This is a genomic window from Arthrobacter sp. RAF14 (genome assembly GCF_052114185.1).
Taxonomy (GTDB): Bacteria; Actinomycetota; Actinomycetes; order Actinomycetales; family Micrococcaceae; genus Arthrobacter_E.
Genome location: NZ_JBFREG010000010.1, coordinates 56,342 through 74,965, shown reverse-complemented (window position 1 = coordinate 74,965; position 18,624 = coordinate 56,342). Strand labels below are relative to the sequence as shown.

General features: G+C 69.8%; 20 protein-coding genes and 1 pseudogene. 14 read left to right on the top strand and 7 right to left on the bottom strand.

Annotated features, from left to right (window positions below):
* Positions 1–43: 43 nt before the first annotated feature.
* The 3 genes from AB4Y75_RS15935 to AB4Y75_RS15925 all read left to right on the top strand — a co-directional run bounded on the left by AB4Y75_RS15935 (position 44) and on the right by AB4Y75_RS15925 (position 3,096).
* Positions 44–1,261, top strand: a complete 1,218-nt coding sequence (locus AB4Y75_RS15935) for a molybdopterin molybdotransferase MoeA (protein ID WP_441436858.1) — start codon at positions 44–46, stop codon at positions 1,259–1,261.
* Positions 1,258–2,166, top strand: coding sequence for an NTP transferase domain-containing protein (locus AB4Y75_RS15930; protein ID WP_441436857.1), 909 nt, complete (start codon positions 1,258–1,260; stop codon positions 2,164–2,166). The genes AB4Y75_RS15935 and AB4Y75_RS15930 overlap by 4 nt, the downstream gene beginning before the upstream one ends.
* Positions 2,167–2,265: 99 nt before the next feature.
* Positions 2,266–3,096 carry a class I SAM-dependent methyltransferase gene (locus AB4Y75_RS15925; protein WP_441436856.1) on the top strand — a complete coding sequence of 277 codons (831 nt, stop codon included), beginning with the start codon at positions 2,266–2,268 and terminating at the stop codon, positions 3,094–3,096.
* Here the strand turns inward: AB4Y75_RS15925 and AB4Y75_RS15920 are convergent.
* Genes AB4Y75_RS15920 through AB4Y75_RS15910 form a run of 3 tightly spaced genes read right to left on the bottom strand, consistent with a single transcriptional unit; the run spans position 3,068 to position 6,099 of the window.
* On the bottom strand, positions 3,068–4,660 hold the full coding sequence (locus AB4Y75_RS15920; protein ID WP_441436855.1) for an FAD-dependent monooxygenase: 1,593 nt from the start codon (positions 4,658–4,660) through the stop codon (positions 3,068–3,070). The two genes, AB4Y75_RS15925 and AB4Y75_RS15920, sit on opposite strands and share 29 nt — an antisense overlap.
* Positions 4,661–4,682: 22 nt before the next feature.
* Positions 4,683–5,291, bottom strand: coding sequence for a DUF1349 domain-containing protein (locus tag AB4Y75_RS15915; protein WP_441436854.1), 609 nt, complete (start codon positions 5,289–5,291; stop codon positions 4,683–4,685).
* Between the two features lie 52 nt (positions 5,292–5,343).
* Positions 5,344–6,099 (bottom strand): class I SAM-dependent methyltransferase, encoded by a 756-nt coding sequence (locus AB4Y75_RS15910; RefSeq protein ID WP_441436853.1) that lies wholly within the window; start codon positions 6,097–6,099, stop codon positions 5,344–5,346.
* 147 nt (positions 6,100–6,246) lie between these two features.
* Here AB4Y75_RS15910 and AB4Y75_RS15905 point away from each other — a divergent pair, with 147 nt between their 5' ends.
* The 5 genes from AB4Y75_RS15905 to AB4Y75_RS15885 all read left to right on the top strand — a co-directional run bounded on the left by AB4Y75_RS15905 (position 6,247) and on the right by AB4Y75_RS15885 (position 9,799).
* Positions 6,247–6,774 carry a hypothetical protein gene (locus AB4Y75_RS15905; RefSeq protein WP_441436852.1) on the top strand — a complete coding sequence of 176 codons (528 nt, stop codon included), beginning with the start codon at positions 6,247–6,249 and terminating at the stop codon, positions 6,772–6,774.
* 19 nt (positions 6,775–6,793) lie between these two features.
* On the top strand, positions 6,794–7,945 hold the full coding sequence (locus AB4Y75_RS15900) for a sensor histidine kinase (RefSeq protein WP_441436851.1): 1,152 nt from the start codon (positions 6,794–6,796) through the stop codon (positions 7,943–7,945).
* Complete coding sequence (locus AB4Y75_RS15895) at positions 7,945–8,625, top strand: response regulator (protein WP_441436850.1); 681 nt, start codon at positions 7,945–7,947, stop codon at positions 8,623–8,625. The genes AB4Y75_RS15900 and AB4Y75_RS15895 overlap by 1 nt, the downstream gene beginning before the upstream one ends.
* 48 nt (positions 8,626–8,673) lie before the next feature.
* Positions 8,674–9,240, top strand: coding sequence for a GNAT family N-acetyltransferase (locus tag AB4Y75_RS15890; protein WP_441436849.1), 567 nt, complete (start codon positions 8,674–8,676; stop codon positions 9,238–9,240).
* 109 nt (positions 9,241–9,349) lie between these two features.
* Positions 9,350–9,799, top strand: coding sequence for an iron chaperone (locus AB4Y75_RS15885; RefSeq protein WP_441436848.1), 450 nt, complete (start codon positions 9,350–9,352; stop codon positions 9,797–9,799).
* Between the two features lie 140 nt (positions 9,800–9,939).
* Here AB4Y75_RS15885 and cspE read toward each other — a convergent pair whose 3' ends face one another.
* Positions 9,940–10,143, bottom strand: coding sequence for a transcription antiterminator/RNA stability regulator CspE (cspE, locus tag AB4Y75_RS15880; protein ID WP_441436847.1), 204 nt, complete (start codon positions 10,141–10,143; stop codon positions 9,940–9,942).
* A gap of 138 nt (positions 10,144–10,281) precedes the next feature.
* Positions 10,282–11,904, bottom strand: a complete 1,623-nt coding sequence (locus AB4Y75_RS15875) for a PucR family transcriptional regulator (RefSeq protein WP_441436846.1) — start codon at positions 11,902–11,904, stop codon at positions 10,282–10,284.
* A 101-nt stretch (positions 11,905–12,005) separates the two neighbouring features.
* Here AB4Y75_RS15875 and AB4Y75_RS15870 point away from each other — a divergent pair, with 101 nt between their 5' ends.
* The 3 genes from AB4Y75_RS15870 to AB4Y75_RS15860 are packed head-to-tail and all read left to right on the top strand — an operon-like array spanning position 12,006 to position 15,038.
* On the top strand, positions 12,006–12,935 hold the full coding sequence (locus AB4Y75_RS15870; protein ID WP_441436845.1) for a GNAT family N-acetyltransferase: 930 nt from the start codon (positions 12,006–12,008) through the stop codon (positions 12,933–12,935).
* Positions 12,932–14,059, top strand: coding sequence for a mandelate racemase/muconate lactonizing enzyme family protein (locus AB4Y75_RS15865; protein ID WP_441436844.1), 1,128 nt, complete (start codon positions 12,932–12,934; stop codon positions 14,057–14,059). The genes AB4Y75_RS15870 and AB4Y75_RS15865 overlap by 4 nt, the downstream gene beginning before the upstream one ends.
* Positions 14,060–14,087: 28 nt before the next feature.
* Complete coding sequence (locus tag AB4Y75_RS15860) at positions 14,088–15,038, top strand: diacylglycerol/lipid kinase family protein (protein WP_441436843.1); 951 nt, start codon at positions 14,088–14,090, stop codon at positions 15,036–15,038.
* Positions 15,039–15,106: 68 nt separating this feature from the next.
* Here AB4Y75_RS15860 and AB4Y75_RS15855 read toward each other — a convergent pair whose 3' ends face one another.
* The gene (locus AB4Y75_RS15855) at positions 15,107–15,346 is read right to left on the bottom strand and encodes a hypothetical protein (protein ID WP_441436842.1); all 240 of its coding nucleotides are present in this window, start codon (positions 15,344–15,346) and stop codon (positions 15,107–15,109) included.
* Positions 15,347–15,598: 252 nt separating this feature from the next.
* On the opposite strand from AB4Y75_RS15855, the gene AB4Y75_RS15850 reads away from it, so the two are divergent.
* Together AB4Y75_RS15850 and AB4Y75_RS15845 are read left to right on the top strand one after the other, a co-directional pair.
* The gene (locus tag AB4Y75_RS15850; protein ID WP_441436841.1) at positions 15,599–15,976 is read left to right on the top strand and encodes a YciI family protein; all 378 of its coding nucleotides are present in this window, start codon (positions 15,599–15,601) and stop codon (positions 15,974–15,976) included.
* A complete protein-coding gene (locus tag AB4Y75_RS15845; protein WP_441436840.1) occupies positions 15,958–17,283 on the top strand; it encodes an RNA polymerase sigma factor in 1,326 nt (441 codons plus the stop codon). Before AB4Y75_RS15850 ends, AB4Y75_RS15845 begins: the two co-directional genes overlap by 19 nt.
* Positions 17,284–17,294: 11 nt before the next feature.
* Here AB4Y75_RS15845 and AB4Y75_RS15840 read toward each other — a convergent pair whose 3' ends face one another.
* Positions 17,295–17,777, bottom strand: coding sequence for a hypothetical protein (locus tag AB4Y75_RS15840; RefSeq protein ID WP_441436839.1), 483 nt, complete (start codon positions 17,775–17,777; stop codon positions 17,295–17,297).
* A 196-nt stretch (positions 17,778–17,973) separates the two neighbouring features.
* Here AB4Y75_RS15840 and AB4Y75_RS15835 point away from each other — a divergent pair.
* Positions 17,974–18,444: pseudogene (locus tag AB4Y75_RS15835) on the top strand (pyrimidine dimer DNA glycosylase/endonuclease V).
* The last annotated feature ends 180 nt before the right edge of the window (positions 18,445–18,624 follow it).

Below are 18,624 nucleotides of genomic sequence, written 5' to 3'. Positions count from 1 at the left end.
CACGCGACCGGCGGCTCCGCGCCGCGGTGCGGGCGGAACGCCCGTGATCACTGTGGAAGAGCACCGTTCCAGGGTTCTCGCCAGCGCCGGGGCACTGCCTCCCGTCCGTGTTCCGCTGGCCGCGGCGCGCGGCCTGGTGCTGGCCGAAAACGTGCTCAATCGCTGGCCTATCCCCCTCTTCGACAACTCCGCGATGGACGGTTATGCCGTACGGCTGTTCGATGCCACCGAAGGATCACGGCTCCGCGTCGTCACGGACCTGCCAGCGGGAACCGAACTGGACCCACCCTTGGGGCCGGGGGAAGCCGCGCGCATCATGACCGGGGCTCCAGTCCCCGGCGACGCCGACGCCGTCGTGCCTCTGGAACAGACCGATCTCGGCACGGCGGTGGGCCCGACGCCGCCCGAGTGGATCACCGTGCTCCAGCAGGCGGCGCCCGGAGCCCACATCCGCCGGGCCGGTGAGGAGTCGGAAGCCGGAAGCGTCGCCGTGCCGTCCGGCACGGTGCTCGGCCCGTTGCAGCTGTCCGCCCTCGCATCGGCCGGCGCCGCGACCGTCCTGGTCCATCCTCGTCCCCGGGTGACGGTGATCTCCACGGGATCGGAACTCATCCCGCCGGAGGCCACTCCGCGCCGGGGCCAGATCCCGGAGTCCAACTCGGTCTACCTGGCCGCGGCCCTCCAGGACGCCGGCGCGGAACTCGCCTCGGTCCTCACCGTGCACGACGACGTGGAGACCCTGCGCCGGGCTCTCGACTCCGTGGACAGCGACGTGGTCATCCTGTCCGGGGGCGCGAGTGTCGGCGCGTTCGACGTCGTCAAAGCACTCCTCAACGGCATGGGCCAGATCCGTTTCGGCCCCGTGGCGATGCAGCCCGGCAAGCCGCAGGGCTTCGGAACGCTCGACGACGGCACGCTGGTCTTCTGCCTGCCCGGCACCCCGGTGGGCGTGACGGTCTCCTTCGAGCTGTTCGTGCGGCCCGCTCTCCGCGCCCTGGCCGGACACCGGGAGCTGGATCGCCCCCGCCTGGTGCGCCCGGCGGCGATCGGCTGGCACAGCCCCCGCCACAAGACCCAGGTCCTCCCGGCCGTCCTCGACGGCGACCAGGTGCTTCCCTCCCTCCGGCGGCGCGACGCATCGTCGCACCCGCGGATCGCGCCCGCCGCGGTGGACGCCCTCGTGGTGATCCCCGACGGCGTGGAGGAGATCCGCGCAGGAGACCCGGTGTCGGTGCTGGCCGTCGGGCCGGGGCGCCCATGACGGTGCGCGCCGCGATCATCCTGGCCGGCGGCCGTGGCTCGCGGCTCGGCGGCGCCGACAAGGCCTCCGTGGAAGTCGACGGCCGACGGCTGGTCGATCACGTCTACGCCGCCGTCACGGACTGTGAACCCGTGATCGCGGTCGGTCCCGACAGCCTCGCGCGGCCCGGCGTGACTGTGGTGCGCGAAGAGCCCGCGTTCGGTGGCCCCGTGGCCGCCCTCGCCGCCGCACTCCGGGCGCTGGCGGATCTGCCTGCGGGCTCGCCCCCGCTCGCCCCGGACTCCGAGGCATGGGTGCTGGCGTGCGATCTGCCCCGCGCCGGACGGATCGTGGCAGCTCTGGACGACGTCCCGATCCCCGAGGGAGCGGATGCCGTGGTCCTGGCCGACGCGGACGGACGCGCTCAGTGGCTGGCCGGCCGCTACCGGATCGCCGCCTTGGTCCAGGCCGTGGAATCCCTCGGTCACGTCGAACACGCCGCCCTGCGCCAGTTGCTCGCCCCGCTCACCTTGCGGACCATTCCGGACATGGCCGATGCCTCACTGGACCTGGACACCTGGGCCGCAGTGGAGCAGTATCGCGAACAGCACGCATCGACCGGCACCGTGAAAGCCGGCGCCGTGGAGATCAGTACAGCCGAAACCACCGAAAGGACACCTGACATGAGTTCCACCCCCGCCGACCTGGACGCCTGGGTCACCGATCTGAGCGCCGCCCTGGACCTGGGAGACCTTCAGGTCCCCACGGGTCTCCTCCTGGACCTGACCCGCGACGCCGCACATGGCGTCACCCGCCCGGCCGGTCCGCTCACGACGTACCTGGTGGGGATCGCCGTCGCCCGCGGAGCATCGCCCGAGCAGGCCGCGGAGACCGTGCGCGAACTCATCAGCAAACACCAGGGCTGAGGCCGGCTCCGCACACTTTTCTTCCACACACTTCTTCCACACACTGTTTTCGGGCCGCCGTGCTCTGGTCCCGCCGCCTCAGCGGCGGGACAATGGATCATGAATGCCAAGGACAAGGAATTCGTGGGTTCGATCCCCACCGTCTATGACGAGATCCTGGTGCCGTTGATGTTCCAGGACTACGCGCGCGATCTCGCGTCCGCAGTGGCGGCCTCAGCGCCCGCCAGAGTCCTGGAAACCGCGGCGGGAACCGGCGTCGTCACCCGTGAACTGGCCTCAGCGCTTCCCCAGGCTCACCTGACCGCCACCGACCTCAACCCCGCGATGCTCGCGCGCGCGGAATCCGTGCAGCCGGCCTCCTCGACGCTGGAATGGCGCCAGGCCGATGCGCTCAACCTGCCCTTCCCCGACCGATCCTTCGACGCCCTGGCCTGCGCCTTCGGAGTGATGTTCTTCCCCGACCGGAAGCAGGCCTATCTCGATGCCGCCCGGGTCCTCGAACCCGGAGGACTTCTCGCGTTCACCGTCTGGGACAGCCTCGATCACAACCCCGTGCCCCGCTCGATCGTGAGTGCGCTTCAGGAACTCGGACAGAACCAGGCCGCGTCGTTCCTGGAACGCGTGCCGTTCTCTCTGGCCGATCCTCCGCTCCTGACCAGGGAGCTGGAGGAGACGGGCTACTCGTCGGTCCAGGTCCGGACCATCGGCCACCTCAGCGGCGTCACGACGGCGAGCGCCATCGCACGGTCCCACCTGTTCGGGACGCCGACGAACAACTACCTCGAGGTCGACGGCCCCGAGGAGGCGGACCGCTTGTTCGATGCGGTCACCGCGCAGCTGACGGAGCGCTTCGGGTCCGGGGAACTCCGCCTGCCCATCAGTGCTCTCCTGGTGACGGCGATCAGTCCCTCGGAGGTGGAGGCTCACTGACATCGCGGCCCCGTGGCGCGTGGACGGCCCAGTCGGCGACACTGGCGGGCAGCCTCCGCGCGTCCAGGACGAACCCGTCGGGCCGCACGAGCACCGCGAGTCCTCCGGCGAGTCTCGGATTCCGCACCGTGCCGAACTGATGCACCGGCATGCGGCTCTCCCGGCGCATGCGATCGAGTGACTGCTCGTCGGAGTCACCATAGACGTGCACCTGCCAGTCCATGCTGCGGAGCACTGCGAAATTGTCCTCGTTCCAGGCCAGGCGCCGCCCGATCAGCCGGCCCCGGCGGCCCCCGGCCCGCCGTCGCGCGTCCGGCGTCATCCAGTAGTGGATCCTGATCTGCGAGACATACTCGAACAGCCTCGCCCGGCGGGCAACGCGCGGAAGCACTCTGCCCAGGATCGGCGCCAGGAGCGGCAGGACCCGGGGCAGGACCGCGGCGCGGAGGGTGCGGGCGAAGGACGAGTCCGCCGTGACGGCGCTGAAGAGCCGGTCGGTCGTCCGGACCAGCCGGAGTGCCACCGGCCGCCGCTCGGCCTCGTAACGGTCGAGCCTCTCATCGCCGGAGCCTCCGAGGAGCACCTCGGCGAGCGCGCACGCCAGATGGTGTGCGTCCTGGATCCCGGTGTTCATGCCCTGGGCGCCGACCGGTGAGTGCACGTGAGCGGCGTCCCCGGCGAGGAACACGGCGCCGGAGCGGAAGCGGCCGGCCACCCGGTGATGGACCCGGTAGGTGGAGAACCAGGTGGAGTCCCCGTAGGCGACGCCGAACTCCCTGGACAGCGTGCTCCGCGTCGCCTCCTCGGTCACCCCCTCACCCTCCGGTGTGCGGACGACGCCGATCAGCCGGTGATGCCCCACCGCCCCCTGAGGGAACGTCAGCAGGAAGTCGTCGGCGCTGAAGCGCAGGTTGACCGCGTCGTCCACGAGTCCCGTGACGGCCCGCGCGTCCGCGACGTAGAAGGTGTCCGGATTCGTCACGCCGTCGAACGGGATGCCACTGAGCTCCCGGACCGCGGAGGACGCACCGTCGGCGCCGATCAGGAAGCGGGCGTCCACTCGCCGCACCACACGGTCGTCCGTTTCCAGGTGTGCGGTGACCCCACGATCATGCTGTTCCAGACCGCGCAGCCCGTGACCCCGGAGAACGGAGTCACCTCGCTCCTCCAGTGCGGCGACCAGGAGCCGTTCATTGCGGCTCTGCTCCAGGATGTGGATGCCCGGGAACGGGGTGACGCCTTTGCCCAGCGAGCCGAAACTCACGGTGGCCAACGGGGTGTCCCGGAAGCCCGGGGCGATCGCCGGGGCCAGGGCCGCCTGGGCCAGGACACGCTGCACGAGCCCGAGCTGATCGTAGATCTCCAAGCTGCGTGCCTGCAGTGCCAGCGCCCGCGATTCACGGGTGGGTCCGTGCTTCCGGTCCGCCAGCAGAAACCGAACCCCGAGCCGTTGGAGACAGACGGCCAGCATGAGGCCGGTGGGCCCGGCGCCGATGATCAGGACATCGGTGGTGAGCGGCTCCTGCGTCCCCGGGCCGGTCTCCTGAGTTTCGTGCTGCGTCATCGTCGCTCCTCCTGGGCCCGGCCTATTCGCCGGACCGGACCTCCGTGATGCCCGAGGCCCGGAGCGTGACGTCGCGGAAGATGGCCGTAGTACCCGTTCCGCGGGGTGACTGCACCGCCAGTCCGGCTCTCAGTCCGCCCTCCGCGCCGCTGAGGGGGAACCCGAAGTACCGTGCCAGCTCCCAGCGGTCCTCCGCCCGGTGATGCAGGCTGATCATCGTGCCCACCCGGGACATCCGCAGGCGCACAGGCCCAGCGGGAAGGTGGATGCCGGTCGCGTCGTCCGACCGGTCCCGGGTCACCACGGACATGATCCGCGGACGGCCCAGTTCGTCGAGCTCGGCACAGAGCTTGAACCAGTGCAGGCCATCGAGATATCCCACCAGCACCGCGGAGTCGAAACACTCCCGGAAGTCCACCTCCACCTCGGCTTCCAGGGTGAAGTCGCCTTCCACCGGGAGCGCGAAGACCGTGGCGCTGTGCACCACCGACTCCGTGCCGGGCCTGTTGAAGAGATCGTCTCCCGCGTCCGCGCGGAGGGTGACGGCGCCGTCGTCGAGCTCCACGTCGCGGTCCACCGGACGAAGGGACCGGAATTCATCGGGCACGCCCGGGAGGCGGAAAGACGTCATGAACAGCATTCTGCCCGGCGCGGCCTCATCCCGCACCCCGTGCCGGGCGATGTCAGGCTTTGCGGGCCTCGATCAGGTGCCGTGTGGAGTGGGCGACGAACGGCCCCTCGGCCTGGATGAGTTCGTGGAGGTCCCGCAAGCGGTCCCGGTACTTCTCCACGGTGAACCCTGGGACCCACCAAATGACCTTGCGCAGCAGATACACGACGGCGGCCACATCCCGGATCTCGATGCGCAGCCGGGCGGTGCGCAGATCGGCGATCTCGAGCCCGGCGGCCCTGGCACCGGCGGTTTCACGCTCCGGATCGCGTCCCCGACGAGCCTCCGGCTGTGGCCCGAGGAAGAACTCGATCAGTTCGAAGACGCTGGCCGGTCCGACGTGCTGGGCGAAGTAGACGCCACCGGGACGGAGCACCCGGGCGATCTCCTCCCAGTGGATGGAGGCCGGGTGGCGGCTGGTGACCAGGTCGAAGGCTCCGTCCGCGAAAGGCAGTGGTGGTTCATCCTGGTCGGCCACCACCGCCACGCCGCGTGGATGCAGCAACGCGGTGGCCTTGGCGACATTGGGTGGCCAGGACTCCGTGGCGACCGCGACCGGCGGGAAGGTGTGAGCCTGCGCCAGCACCTCTCCCCCTCCCGTCTGGATGTCCAGGGATGCCGAGGCCGTGGCCAGCCGCTCGGCCAGCAGGCCCGCGTACCCCCAGGCGGGCCGTTCCTCGGTGGCCCGGCCGTCCAGCCAGGCGAAGTCCCAGCCGCTGACGTCGGCGGTCCCGCCCAGCTCGATCAGTTCTTCGAAAGTCTCAGCCATAAGACCATCCTCGCAGTCGAGCACGTCCGCCTCCACCTCGGATCTCCACCCACCGTTCCACCCTGGGATGGTCCCGTCCGGGCCCCGGAAACGAAAGGCTTGAATCACCGGCAAGAGCTGCCGGCACAGAACCCGAAAGGCACGGCCATGTCCCTGCAGATGCTCGGCAACGCTCTCCTCGCCCTCGCGCTGATCGGCTGGATCGGCTACCGGCAGACGACCTGGCGGCCCCTCGCGATCGCCACCCTGTGGCGGACCCCGTTGATCATGGGGGTGATCGGCATCGCCCTGCTGGCGAGGACCACCTCCCCCGCCGCGCTCACGCCCCTGGATCTCGGAGTGCTCGTGTGCGAGCTCACCATCTCTCTGGGTATCGGGGCGTGGATGGGCCGTCTGGCGCATTTCCGTCCGCTCGCGACGCCACGGCCTGTCGGCCGCGATGGCAAGACGATCGCCACCTTCGAGTCCCGCACCGGCGCCTGGGGCCTGGTCCTCTGGTTCGTGGTCCTGGGGGTGCGGGTCGGAATCGATGCTCTCGCGTCATGGGGCGGGTCCCATGTGGCGATGTCCACAGGAGTCATCCTGCTGATGCTCGCCGCGAACCGGGCCGCGCGGACCTTCGTCTTCGCGCAGCGGATCGCCGCGCTCCCCGCCACGGTCACCGCCGCACGCTGAGCTGGAGCATGATGGTGTCATGATGACCACCAGCCGGCCCGGAGGGACCTTCGCGGTGCTGAACCTCCTGGGGGCCGTCTCCGTCGGGTACGCGCTGTGGTCCGGAGGAGATCCGGCGCGACCGCTGTGGGCCGCCGTTCTGGCGGCGGTCGCGGTGGTGAGCTGGGCCTTGCGGGGCTTCGTCGCGCTGTTCCCGCGCGGCGAACGGCTCGCCGCCGCGCTGGGAGCGCTGGCCGCTCTCAGCGGTGGACTCGCGGCCGGCGCGACGCACGGACTCACGGTGGTGCCTGCGGCGATCGGCACCCTCGCGGTGCTGGGAACGGTCGGTGTGCCACTCGGCTACGGCACCGCCGTCGCGGTCCTCAGCGGCGGAGCGATCGCCCTGGGCGCGGTCGCATACCCCACGGAGGTCCCCGACACCCTGACCATGATGGGCGGCGTGCTGCTTGCGGCGGTCGGCGGATACAGCCGCCGGCAGTTCCGTACAGCGGAAGTTCAGGCCGCCCTGCTGCGGGAACGCGAATCAGCGATGCGCCAGGAAGCGGAGCGGGTGGCGATCGCCCGCGATCTGCACGATGTGCTGGCGCACAGCCTCGGCGGCCTGGTCATCCAGCTCGACGCTGCGGAGGCGCTTCTGGAGTCCGGCGACCGGACGGCGGCCGCGGAGCGGGTGGCGGCGGCGCGGCGTCTGGCGGCGGACGGATTGGGCGAGGCCCGCCGCGCCGTCGCGACGCTGCGTGACCCCGCCCGGGCCGATCCTGCCGCCCGACCGGGACCCGGAGAGTCCTTCACCCATGGCGTGGAGCGTCTCCTCCAGGCCCATCGTTCCCTCGGCGGAGTGGTGGACTTCTCCGTTTGCGGCGCCGAGCGTCCGCTCCGCGCCGATGCCGCCGACGCGGTGCTCCGAGCGCTCCAGGAGGCACTCAGCAACGTCCGCAAACACGCCCCCGGCCAGCCCGTCCGGGCCGGCCTCGACTGGCAGGATGACACCGTGATTCTGACCGTTTCCAACCCGCTCGCCGACACCGGGCCGCTGTCGGAAGATCCCGCGCAGCGAGGCTACGGGCTGATCGGGATGCGGGAACGTTTCGACGCTCTGGGGCGGGGCTCCGCCGCGCGGGCCGGAGTGCGGGGCGACCGCTTCGTCGTGACCGCCGAGGCGGTGCTGTGATGGACGAACCCGTGATCCGCATCCTGGTGGCGGACGACCAGGCGATCGTCCGGGACGGCCTGGTCACCGTCCTGCGCCTGGTCCCCGGACTTGAAGTGGCGGGCGAGGCCTCGAACGGCTCCGAGGCCGTGGCCCTGACCGCTGAACTGCGCCCCGAGGTGGTCCTGATGGATCTCCGGATGCCGGGTGTGGACGGTGTGGAGGCCACGCGGAGGATCGCGGCGGAGTCCCCGGATACCGCGGTCCTGGTGCTCACCACCTTCGCCGATGACGAGTCGATCCTCCGGGCTCTCACGGCGGGCGCCCGCGGCTACCTCACCAAGGACGCCGGCCGGGCGGAGCTCGCCGCCGCCGTCCGCGCCGTCGCGCGCGGGCAGTCGACCTTCGCGCCGGAAGTGAGCGCCGTGCTGCTCGGCGCGCTCACTCACGGGACGCCGACCGCCTCACCGGCGGATCCTCCCCGGACGACCGACGACGCCGGCGCCCTCCAGACACGGTTCCCTCAGCTCACGCGGCGGGAGGCGGAGGTCCTGGCACTCGTGGCGGAAGGGTTCAGCAACGGTGAGATCGCCGCAGCGCTCTTCCTGGGGGTTTCGACGGTCAAGACCCACATCAATTCCCTCTTCGCCAAGCTCGCCGTGCGAGACCGCGCCCAGGCGATCACGCTCGTGAGGTCGTGACCTCCGCCTTCCGGGCCGGGTCTCTGTCCGGGGCCTAGCATGGTGCTTGTGCTGAGCCCCGAATACCCCCTCCACACGGACCGTCTCCTGCTGCGGCCCATGACCACCGACGACATCGACGCCATGTTGCTCTACAAGTCCCGGCCGGAGGTGGTGCGCTTCGTCCCCTACGGCCCGCTGAGCCGCGCGGACATCACGGACCGGATCGCCGGACGGTGGGGCCGGACCGAGCTCACCGAACCCGGGCAGTCCCTCACCCTGGCGCTCGAGGAACGCGGCACAGGGCGGCTGGTCGGGGACGCCGTGCTCTTCTGGCACAGCGCGGAGCATCGCTCGGGCGAGGTGGGATACATCCTCTCCCCCGAGGCGACCGGTCTGGGCTACGCCACGGAGGCCGCGGCCGCTTTGCTGCGGCTCGGGTTCGAGGATCTGGGGCTGCACCGCATCGTGGCACGCCTGGATGAGAGGAACACAGCCTCCGCCCGGGTGGTCGAGCGGCTCGGGATGCGGCTCGAGGCGAGGCTGGTGCAGAACGAGTGGTTCAAGGGCGAATGGTCCACCGAGCTGGTGTACGCGATGCTGGAGGACGAATGGCGGGAGTCGGCGCAGGGCTGACTCTCCGCGGAAAGCGCGCCTCCGGCGTCGTACTCCCCGTTCCCGGCCCGTTCCCCGGCGTCGAGCCGTCGCCTAGGCTGGACGTGCACCACCCGAGAGAGGATGCAGCATGGCAGAGAAGGACAGCGGCCCCGCCTTCAGCGAAGAGGAACGCGCCGCGATGAAGGAACGGTCCCGTGAGGTCAAGGCCACACGGGGCAAGGGAAAGGCCACTCCGGAGGAACTCGCCGCCGAGGTCCAGGCGAAGATCGCCTCCATGGACGAACCGGACCGGGTTCTCGCCGAGACGATCCACCGGATCGTCCAGGAGCACGCCCCTCAGCTCAGCCCGAAGCTCTGGTACGGGATGCAGAGCTATGCGGACAAGTCCGGGAAGTCGGTGGTTTTCTTCCAGGACGCGAAGAAGTTCAAGGCCCGGTACGCGACGCTCGGTTTCCAGGAGGTCGCCACTCTGGACGACGGCGAGATGTGGCCCACGTCGTACGCCCTCACGAAGCTCACGCCCGAGGTGGAGGCCAGGATCATCGAGCTGATCAAGCGGGCCACGGCGCACGAGTGAGCCGTTGGTGGTCCGGGCTCAGCGGACTGGATTCAGCAGTCCGGGTGCACCAGTCCGGCTCCGGCCAGGACACGGATCACCCGGAGCTTAAAACACCGCAGGGCCGGTGAAAACCGGCCCTGCGATGGAAACTGAAAGTCTCAGATAGCCTGGATGTCGGCTGCCTGCGGACCCTTGGGGCCCTGCTGAACCTCGAAGGAGACCTTCTGGTTCTCTTCGAGGGAGCGGTAACCCGAGGAGTTGATCGCGGAGAAGTGCGCGAACACGTCCTGGCTTCCGTCATCGGGAGAGATGAAGCCGAAGCCCTTTTCGGCGTTGAACCACTTAACTGTACCTGTAGCCATAATTCAGTCCTCACTGAAGGGGAGGTTGATCCCGACGTTCGGGCCTCCGGTGTGGGGTGTTCTCCACCGATGCTTCAGAAAGGAACGATCCGAGGATCGAAATTACTGAAATACGAAATGCCAAACACAACAACATGACTAGTCTACAGGAGTTCTGGACAAAAGCATCCCCCTGAGACAAATCCACATCATCAGGACGTCGTCCGCCTGGCTGAGATCCACCCCGAAGAGCTCCCGGATCCGCTTCAATCGGTACCGCAGCGTGTTCTGGTGCAGCGACAGAGAGGCTGCTGTGAGGGCCGAATCACGGCCCGATTCGAGGTAGGCGAGCAGCGTCCGGGCGTAGTCGCTGCCGTGCCGGGCATCGTAGGAATCCATCGCCCGGGCCGCCGGCGAGAAAAGATCCTCCTTCGTCTGGATGAACGCCGCGATCTCCAGGAGGCCGAGTCTGCTGTGCAGATCGGCGGCGCTCACGTACGGTTCCCCGCTGGGTTCCAGGAGCAGCAGCGCCTGGTCGGCGGAGCGCCGCGAGCCGGCGATCCCGCCAGCGGAGTCGGTGGCCTTGCCGAGGGCCGCACGGAGATTCACTCCGAGCGCCCGGGCTGCTCGGTCCCGGACGGCGAGCGCCAGCCTCCGCAGCATCGGCCCTTCGTCGACGCCGACGCCGCCGAGCACCGCGTAGACGGCGCCGCCGTCCGCGACACAGAACGTGTCCCGGCGCTGCGATTCGCTGAGGGTGCTCACGAGATCGGTCAGGCGGGTCAGCGTCACCGCCTCGGCGCCCGGGGCGAGGTCGGGCTCGAAGGCGAGCACGGCGAAGGGCGGGTTCAGCCCGGCGTCCAGGTGGCGCGCGACCAGCGTCGCGTCGTCGTCGCCGTCGATCAGCCTCCGGAGACCCTCGGAGCGGCGCTGCCGGGCGAGGTCGCTCCCACTGCGCGCCCTCAGCAGGTGAAGCGCCGCGATGTCGGCGGCACGCTCCAGAGCCGTGGCGGCCTCCGCAGGGAGGTCGTCCTGCGGGTCGACCACCCAGATCGACCCGAGGGGCTCATTCCCGGCCCGTACCGCCACCGCCAGACGCCCCCAGGACTCCCCCGTCCCCGGGATCCGCACTGCGCTCCGGGACCGGAAGACGGCGGCGTATTGCCCGGCGTTCTCCGGAAGATGAGGCACCTGGCGTCCCAGGATGCCCTGCTGCCGGTCCAGGTCGATGGGCTGGCCGGGCAAGGTCGAGTAGGCGAGGACTTCCTCCTGCAGGTTCTCGATCGTGGTGGCGCCACCCACCATGGCGGCGATCGCGTTGGCGAGTGCGAACAGGTCTCCGGCTCCCAAGGCCGTCGGGGCGCCACCGTTCTCCGCCACCGCACCGAGCGCCGACTCCAGCAGGGTGTCGAGCTGCCGCCAGGACAGCTCGCCCTCCACCAGGAGCACGGCCATGCCGGCGGAGAGGGCCGCAGTGTGCAGTGTGCTCATCTCTTCGGGCGGCGGAACGGGCGATTTCGCCCCTCGAAGCACGACGGCGGCGTATCCCGCCTGGGCGGCCGCCTGAAGTGTCGGCTCGGGGTCCTCGGTCGTCACCCCGACGCCCAGAAGCAGCGCGCCCGGCGCGGACGGCAGGCGTTCCAGAGGGTCCAGGATGACGGGGCTGGTGAGGGAGAGCGGACGGTCCGGACCGAGGTGCGCCACCGTCAGACCCGAGGAATCCAGCATCGCGGCCAGGTCCCGCACGGTTCGTCCAGGGGTCCCGTGATCGTTCGGTTCCATGACTCTCCCGTCGCCACTATTGTGTCTGAGCACTAAGAATTCCATCATCTTAGTGGCCTGCACTGAAGCGCTGGCGAACTACCGTCCGCCAGAGTGGAAGCATGTCTCCGAAAATCTCTCCCCATCCGGCCGCCGCCCAGGCCCACCGTGCGGCCGGGCTCGCCGCCGAAGCCGCCGGAGTGACCCTCCGCGACGAACACGAGCTGGAACGGCAGCGCGAGATCGAAGCCCTCCTGGTGTCCATCTGGGGCATGTCCCCGCAGGGCGCACCCATCCCCTTCGACGTGCTGCGCGGCATCTCCCACGCGGGCTGCAACATCTCCGCCGCCTACCTTCCGGACGGGCGCGTCTGCGGGGCCGCGGTCGCCCTCGTCACGCCGGAGCACGGGAGCTACTCGCTGATCGCCGGGGTCGCTCCCGGCATCGGGGACAAGGGCGTCGGGTTCGCCCTGAAGCAGCACCAGCGGGCATGGTGCCTGGAACGCGGCATCGAGACCATGAGCTGGACCTTCGACCCGCTGGTGAGCCGCAACGCCCGGTTCAACCTGGCCAAACTCGGCGCTCACGTCACCGAGTACACCCGGAACTTCTACGGGATCATGGACGACGAGATCAACGCCCAGGACGAGAGCGACCGCCTGGTCGCCGTGTGGCCGCTCGCGAGCGCGGACTCCATCGCGTGCAGCGAGGGGCGGCCGCGCGACGTCGAACTCCCCCGCGACGGCGACCTGACCGTCCTGGGCGCCGGACCCGACGGCGAAGCGCACCTGCTCCAGTCCGGTGACACTCTGTGGGCGAGGGCGCCGCGGGACATCGTGTCCCTGCGTGCACAGGACCCCCTCCAGGCCGCGGCGTGGCGCCGGGAACTGCGGGAAGTGTTCGAACCCGCCTTCGCCACGGGCCGGGTGGCCGACGGGGTGACCCGCGAGGGCTGGTACCGGCTCTCCCCCGCGATGTCGCCTCTGGACGTGGCATCCGGCGGCGCTGCGCCCGAAGGAACGGCGTTCGAAGTTCATGAGAGCGCACGATGAAGATCATCCGGGCCTCCATCGCCTTGCTCGAGGTTCCCCTGAAGGAACCGTTCGTCGTGGCGTACGACAGCTACGCGACCATGCCGAGCATCGTGCTCACGCTGGAGACCGACGACGGCCTGGTCGGCTTCGGCGAAAGCGTTCCGGACGCGCACGTCACCGGTGAGACGCCGGGGGGCGCGGTGGAAGCGCTGCGCACCGTGCTCCTGCCCGCCGTGCTGGGCCTCGACCCGAGGGACATCACCGCGGTCCACGCAAGGATGGACGCCGCGTTGAAGGGCAACGGCTCGGCCAAGGCGGCCGTGGACATCGCCTGCTGGGACCTCGCGGGCAAGGCCGCGGGGCGCCCCGTGTACGGTCTCCTGGGCGGGCGGAAGCCGGAGAATCCCACGATCGCGCGGGTCATGAGCATCCTTGCCCCGGACGTGCTGGCCGCCCAGGCGGTGGAGGCCCGGGCCGAGGGATTCCGGCACCTGAAGATGAAGCTCGGCGGCCGCGACGGGCTCGACGTCGAACGGGTCCGGGCTGTGCGCGCGGCGGTCGGCCACGACCTCGCCATCCGCGTGGACGCCAATCAGGGCTGGGGTGACCCCGCCACGGCCATCGCCATGATCCGGGCGCTGGAGCCGTTCTCGATCGACTGGGTGGAACAGCCCATCCGAGCGGACGATGTGGACGGTTTCGAGGTGATCCGCGCACAGGTGGGTGTGCGTCTGATGGCGGACGAGGCGGTGGTGTCGCAGGCCGATCTGGCGCGCTTCGTCAAAGCCCGCAGCGTGGACATGGTCAATCTCAAGCTCCAGAAGAGCGGGGGGATCACCCCCTGCCACCGGTTGGCCACGCAGGCCGAACTCGGCGGATTCTCCGTCCAGGTGGGTTCGATGCTGGAGACCAGCATCGCCTCCGCGGCGGGTTACCACCTGGCGCTGGCGCACCCGGCGATCGTGTCGACAGAGCTCTCCGGACCGGTGAAGTTCACGCGCGAACCAGGAAACCTGGAATTCCGCATCCCGGAGGTGCTGGTCACCGACCGCCCGGGTCTCGGCGTGGACGTGGACCTTGACGTGCTGGAGGATCTGACCGTGGACCGCTGGGAGACCACCGCTTCGATCGCCCTCCGTTGACCTGCTCCGCCCGGCCTATGCTCGAAGCATGAGCCGTCCGCATGCCGCCATCATCTACAACCCGGTCAAGGCGCCCCTTGACCGGGTGCGGCGCGCCGCCGAACAGGAGGAACGGCTGGCCGGCTGGAATCCATCGCGCTGGTACCCGACCGACCGCGACGACGGAGGCCGCCGGGCCGCGCAGCGCGCTCTGGCGGCCGCTCCGGACGTGGTGATCGTCGCGGGCGGGGACGGAACCATTCGGGTGCTCGCCGAAGAGATCCGCGGAACCGGCATCCCGGTGGCAGTGCTCCCGTCCGGGACCGGGAATCTCCTGGCCCGGAATCTCGGGCTGCCGCTGAATGCGCTGGAAGAGTCTCTGCACACGGCGTTCACGGGTGGCACCCGCACCATCGACGTGGCAGTCGCCGAGCTCGAGGCGCCCGGCGGAGAGCGCACCGCGCACGTGTTCGTGGTCATGGCAGGCATCGGGCTGGACTCGGAGATGGCCGGGACGGGCGCGGAATCCAAGAAACGGCTGGGCTGGGTGGCCTACGTTCCGCGCATTGCGCAGTCCGTCCTCAGAAACCGCCGGTTCCATCTGGAGTACCGGATCGACGACCGCCCCGCCCGCTCCACCCGCGCGCACACCATCATCGTCGGCAATTGCGGCACGCTCACCGGGAACATGCTTCTGATCCCGGAGGCCGAGCCGGACGACGGCCGGCTCGACGTGGTGATGCTCCGCCCGGCAGGACCGTTCGGCTGGGCGCGGATCGGGACGCGGCTCACCGTCCAGGGCCTCGCACACCGTTCCAGCCTGGGCAAACGCATGCTCCGGCTCGCGCCGGCCTTTCGTGCCCTCGTCTACGAACAGGGTTCGCGGTTCGACATCCGTTTCGATGTTCCCCATCGGGTGGAGCTGGACGGGGACGTGTTCGGGCCGGTGGTCGCAGCAAGGGTCACGGTGCACCCCGGGCAACTCGACGTGCGGGTCTGAGCTTCGGTGGAACCGCGTGGCGTTCCGTGTCCCTCAGGGCACGAACCCGCGACGCGACGGACGACGTGTCAGGGGCTCTCGCGGTACGCGTGGTGCAGATCGTTGGCGAGCCCGGGCTGCGCATGGGCCGCGGCCTCGGCTTCGCGCCGCCGGTCCCGCCAGAGCTGGATCTCATTCGCCACCACGGCGAACAGCGGGAACAGCACGGTGAGGAACCGTCCCCAGAACGACATGTCGTCCCGGAGCAGAGCGAACACCACTGCTGCGGCCAGGATCACGAAGTACAGAAGGCGGAAGAACAGCGTCATCGTGTTTCCTCCGGTCTGCCCTGAGGCCGGAGCGCCTCGCGTTCGCCTGCCGCGTGAAGTCTCACGGTTCCTCTTTCCCCTCACCTTGCTCGTTGGATGTTTCCCGTTCTCGACTGTATCCCGGTGTGAGGCTGAAGGCGCCTCTCCGAGAACTTCTGTGGAAATCCTCTCGCCCTGTCGATCCACAGGCACTTCGATCGTCTTGTAGCTGAGCCCGCCAGGGGCCACCATCGAATGAAGGAGGAGAGTGCCATGCGATACACGTTGATGCTGCATTACCAGGAGATGAGCCCCGAGGACCTGGGCCCGGAGGTTCTGGCCCAGGGACAAGAGGCGATGAGGTCCTACGCCGCAACCCTGCAACAGGCCGGCGTGCTGCTCGGAGCCGAGGTGCTGCAGCCGTCCTACGCGAGCACCACGGTGACGGTCCAGGACGGGAAGCTGCGGATTCAGGACGGACCGTTCGCGGACACGAAGGAACAGCTGGGCGGGTACTTCGTCGTGGACGTGCCGGACCTGGACGCGGCCATCCATTGGGCCGGCCAGGCTCCTGCGGCCCAGTGGGGCAGCGTGGAAGTCCGGCCGGGTGCCACGCACACGGTGGACGGCGCGTGGGTGCCGAACAGCTGACTCCGGAGAACCTGCCGGAGCACGACGCCGAGGCGCGGGCGGCCGCCGAACTGGCCGCCCGCGCGTCGTACGGCCGCCTGCTCGCCGTGCTGGCCACCGGCACCGGCGATGTGCTCCTCGCGGAGGACGCCCTGGCCGAAGCGTTCGAGCAGGCGCTGCGGCGCTGGCCCGCCGACGGTGTGCCCGCCAGTCCCGAAGGCTGGCTGCTGACCGTGGCACGCAACCGCCAGCGCGACGAATGGAAATCCGCGCGGCATCGCCTCTCCGCCACGCTCGAAGGAATCGAGGTGCCCGTCATGGACCCCGTGCAGTACGGCGGTTTTCCGGACAGACGGCTGGCGCTCCTGCTGACCTGCGCGCATCCGGCCATCGCGGAGGAGATCCGCACACCTCTCATGCTCCAGACCGTGCTCGGCTTCGATGCCGCACAGATCGGCGCGGCGTTCGCGGTTCCCGCCGCCACCATGGCACAACGCCTGGTCCGGGCGAAGCGCCGGATCAGGGATGCCCGGATCCCGTTCGAGCTGCCCGGCCCGGACGTCCTCCCTGCGAGGCTGCCCGCGGTCCTCGAAGCCGTGTACGGCTGCCTGTCCATTCCCTTCCCCGGCGAACCGACGCCGCTCGGAGATGCCGCCACTGGGGCCCCGGGTCCACCGGGCACCCGGCCTATGGTGGCCGAGGGCTTGTTCCTGGCCGAGGTGATCGCCGGCAGTCTGGAGAGCGACGCGGAGGCGTGGTCACTCGCGGCTCTGGCGGCGTTCATCCTCTCGCGCCCGGTGGGAGGCCCCTATGTGCCGCTGGACGAGCAGAACACGGCGATGTGGAACGCCGCGGTGATCGGCCGCGCCGAGGACCACCTGCGGAAAGCCTCGACCCTGACCGCGGGAACCGGGGCGCCGGGTACCGGGAACTCAGCCCCGCCCGGCCGTTTCCAGCTCGAGGCCGCGATCCAGGCGGTGCACGCGGACCGCGCCCGGACGGGGCATACCGAGTGGACGGATCTGTCCACGCTGTACGCCGCCTTGAACCGGGTGGCGCCGACGCTCGGCTCGTGGGTGGCGGAAGCCACGGTGATCCGGCGCACGGACGGCCCGCTCGCCGCGCTGCGCCGCCTCGACGGACTGGCGCGAGAGCATCCGGCGGAGTGCGAACATTTCCAGCCCTACGCCGTCGCCCGCGCCGATGCGCTCAAGGCCGCAGGACACCACACCGCTGCCGCGGAGTGCCTGGAGCAGGCGATCAAGCAGACACGGGAAGTGCCCGTCCGCGCCTATCTGCGCGCACAGCTGGGAACGCTGAGAGCGTGAGTGGGCCGGGTTCAGGCCACCAGGTCGAGGCGATGCTCCGTGCCGCGGAAGGTGAAGCTTTCGCCTTCGCGGAGGCCCTGGACCGCTTGGAAAACGGGAGAGCCGGGAGCGATGCCTTCGTAGCTGACGCCGTCGCAGTCGAAGGAGCCGGAGGCCACACCCACCACGAAATGATCCCCGCCGTAGGCGATGATCGCGCCGGGCCGCACGGTGTCCGTCGCGCTCACGTCGAGAGCGTCGATGGCGGCGAGGAGCCTCTTCTGGTGCGCTTCCACGCCTTCGAACAGTTCGACGAACTCGCCTTCCTCGTCGGAGTGGGAGAGGTCGTCAGGTTCAAGGGGCGAGCTCGTGTCGAGCTGAGCCGCTGAGCGCTCCGCCGCCGCGTCGTCACCGACCGCCCGGTTCTCCGAAAGTGCCTGCGCCTTGAGAGCTTCCTTGACGCGTTCCTTGGCCGCCGTGTCCATGAGTGAGCCTGCTTTCCTGTCTGGGGTCATATGTCAGCGACACTACTCTCCGCGGAAGGGCCGTTCCTGACAAGAGGCGGCTCCTCCGACGTGTTGTGCGGCTCGGCCGCACAAGGCCCTCCACCACGGCCGATAGGCTGAAGCCCATGCACCACGGAGACCTCCCCGCCCACCGCGCGAACGCTGTCCGTCCGTCGGGCGACGGGTGCGTCGTGAGGAGGCGGTCATGAGAATCTGGTCCGTGCACCCGAGTCAGCTGGATCGTGCAGGCTTGGTGGCGTGCTAACGGGAGACCCTCCTGGCCCAGGCCGTGCTGGCCGGCAGGACCAAGGGCTACCAGAACCACCCTCAGCTGGTGCGGTTCCGCGCGACGGCGGAGCCACTGGCCGCTGTCGGCGCCTATCTGAGTGCCGTCCAGGCCGAGGCGACCGCGCGCGGCTACCGCTTCGATGCCGGGCGGATCCTCCTGCCCGGCGAGCCCGACGGCGGCCTCCCCGTCACCAGCGGACAGCTCGCCTACGAATGGGCCCACCTCGGCGCCAAGCTGGCCCGGCGCAGCCCCGCGGATGCCGAACGATGGGCGCTGACCGATCCTCTGCCGCATCCCCTGTTCTCCATGGTCGAGGGGCCGATCGAATCCTGGGAACGCGTGGATGGGCCGGCCTCCTCGGACGCCTTCCGGACCTCAGGTGCGTGATAGCCTCATCCGCATGGAGATCGAGGTCGACAGAAGCTAGCCGCCGGGGTTCCGGTGGCCATCGCCCCAGCTGAGAACACGTTCCCGGACCGCCGTCCGGTCTGAGCCGTTCTCGTCGTGGTCTGCGCCGCTCCCGCGGACACCAGCGCACCTTCCGGGTGCCGGTCGTCCGATCCGTGG

Bases quoted from the DNA above. Each gene is read 5' to 3' on its own strand.
- AB4Y75_RS15905 (WP_441436852.1), top strand. From the start codon at position 6,247: ATGTCCCTGCAGATGCTCGGCAACGCTCTCCTCGCCCTCGCGCTGATC.
- AB4Y75_RS15870 (WP_441436845.1), top strand. From the start codon at position 12,006: ATGTCTCCGAAAATCTCTCCCCATCCGGCCGCCGCCCAGGCCCACCGT.
- cspE (WP_441436847.1), bottom strand. From the start codon at position 10,143: ATGGCTACAGGTACAGTTAAGTGGTTCAACGCCGAAAAGGGCTTCGGC.
- AB4Y75_RS15900 (WP_441436851.1), top strand. From the start codon at position 6,794: ATGATGACCACCAGCCGGCCCGGAGGGACCTTCGCGGTGCTGAACCTC.
- AB4Y75_RS15875 (WP_441436846.1), bottom strand. From the start codon at position 11,904: ATGGAACCGAACGATCACGGGACCCCTGGACGAACCGTGCGGGACCTG.
- AB4Y75_RS15840 (WP_441436839.1), bottom strand. From the start codon at position 17,777: ATGACCCCAGACAGGAAAGCAGGCTCACTCATGGACACGGCGGCCAAG.
- AB4Y75_RS15855 (WP_441436842.1), bottom strand. From the start codon at position 15,346: ATGACGCTGTTCTTCCGCCTTCTGTACTTCGTGATCCTGGCCGCAGCA.
- AB4Y75_RS15910 (WP_441436853.1), bottom strand. From the start codon at position 6,099: ATGGCTGAGACTTTCGAAGAACTGATCGAGCTGGGCGGGACCGCCGAC.
- AB4Y75_RS15925 (WP_441436856.1), top strand. From the start codon at position 2,266: ATGAATGCCAAGGACAAGGAATTCGTGGGTTCGATCCCCACCGTCTAT.
- AB4Y75_RS15860 (WP_441436843.1), top strand. From the start codon at position 14,088: ATGAGCCGTCCGCATGCCGCCATCATCTACAACCCGGTCAAGGCGCCC.
- AB4Y75_RS15850 (WP_441436841.1), top strand. From the start codon at position 15,599: ATGCGATACACGTTGATGCTGCATTACCAGGAGATGAGCCCCGAGGAC.
- AB4Y75_RS15920 (WP_441436855.1), bottom strand. From the start codon at position 4,660: ATGACGCAGCACGAAACTCAGGAGACCGGCCCGGGGACGCAGGAGCCG.
- AB4Y75_RS15930 (WP_441436857.1), top strand. From the start codon at position 1,258: ATGACGGTGCGCGCCGCGATCATCCTGGCCGGCGGCCGTGGCTCGCGG.
- AB4Y75_RS15885 (WP_441436848.1), top strand. From the start codon at position 9,350: ATGGCAGAGAAGGACAGCGGCCCCGCCTTCAGCGAAGAGGAACGCGCC.
- AB4Y75_RS15865 (WP_441436844.1), top strand. From the start codon at position 12,932: ATGAAGATCATCCGGGCCTCCATCGCCTTGCTCGAGGTTCCCCTGAAG.
- AB4Y75_RS15895 (WP_441436850.1), top strand. From the start codon at position 7,945: ATGGACGAACCCGTGATCCGCATCCTGGTGGCGGACGACCAGGCGATC.
- AB4Y75_RS15915 (WP_441436854.1), bottom strand. From the start codon at position 5,291: ATGACGTCTTTCCGCCTCCCGGGCGTGCCCGATGAATTCCGGTCCCTT.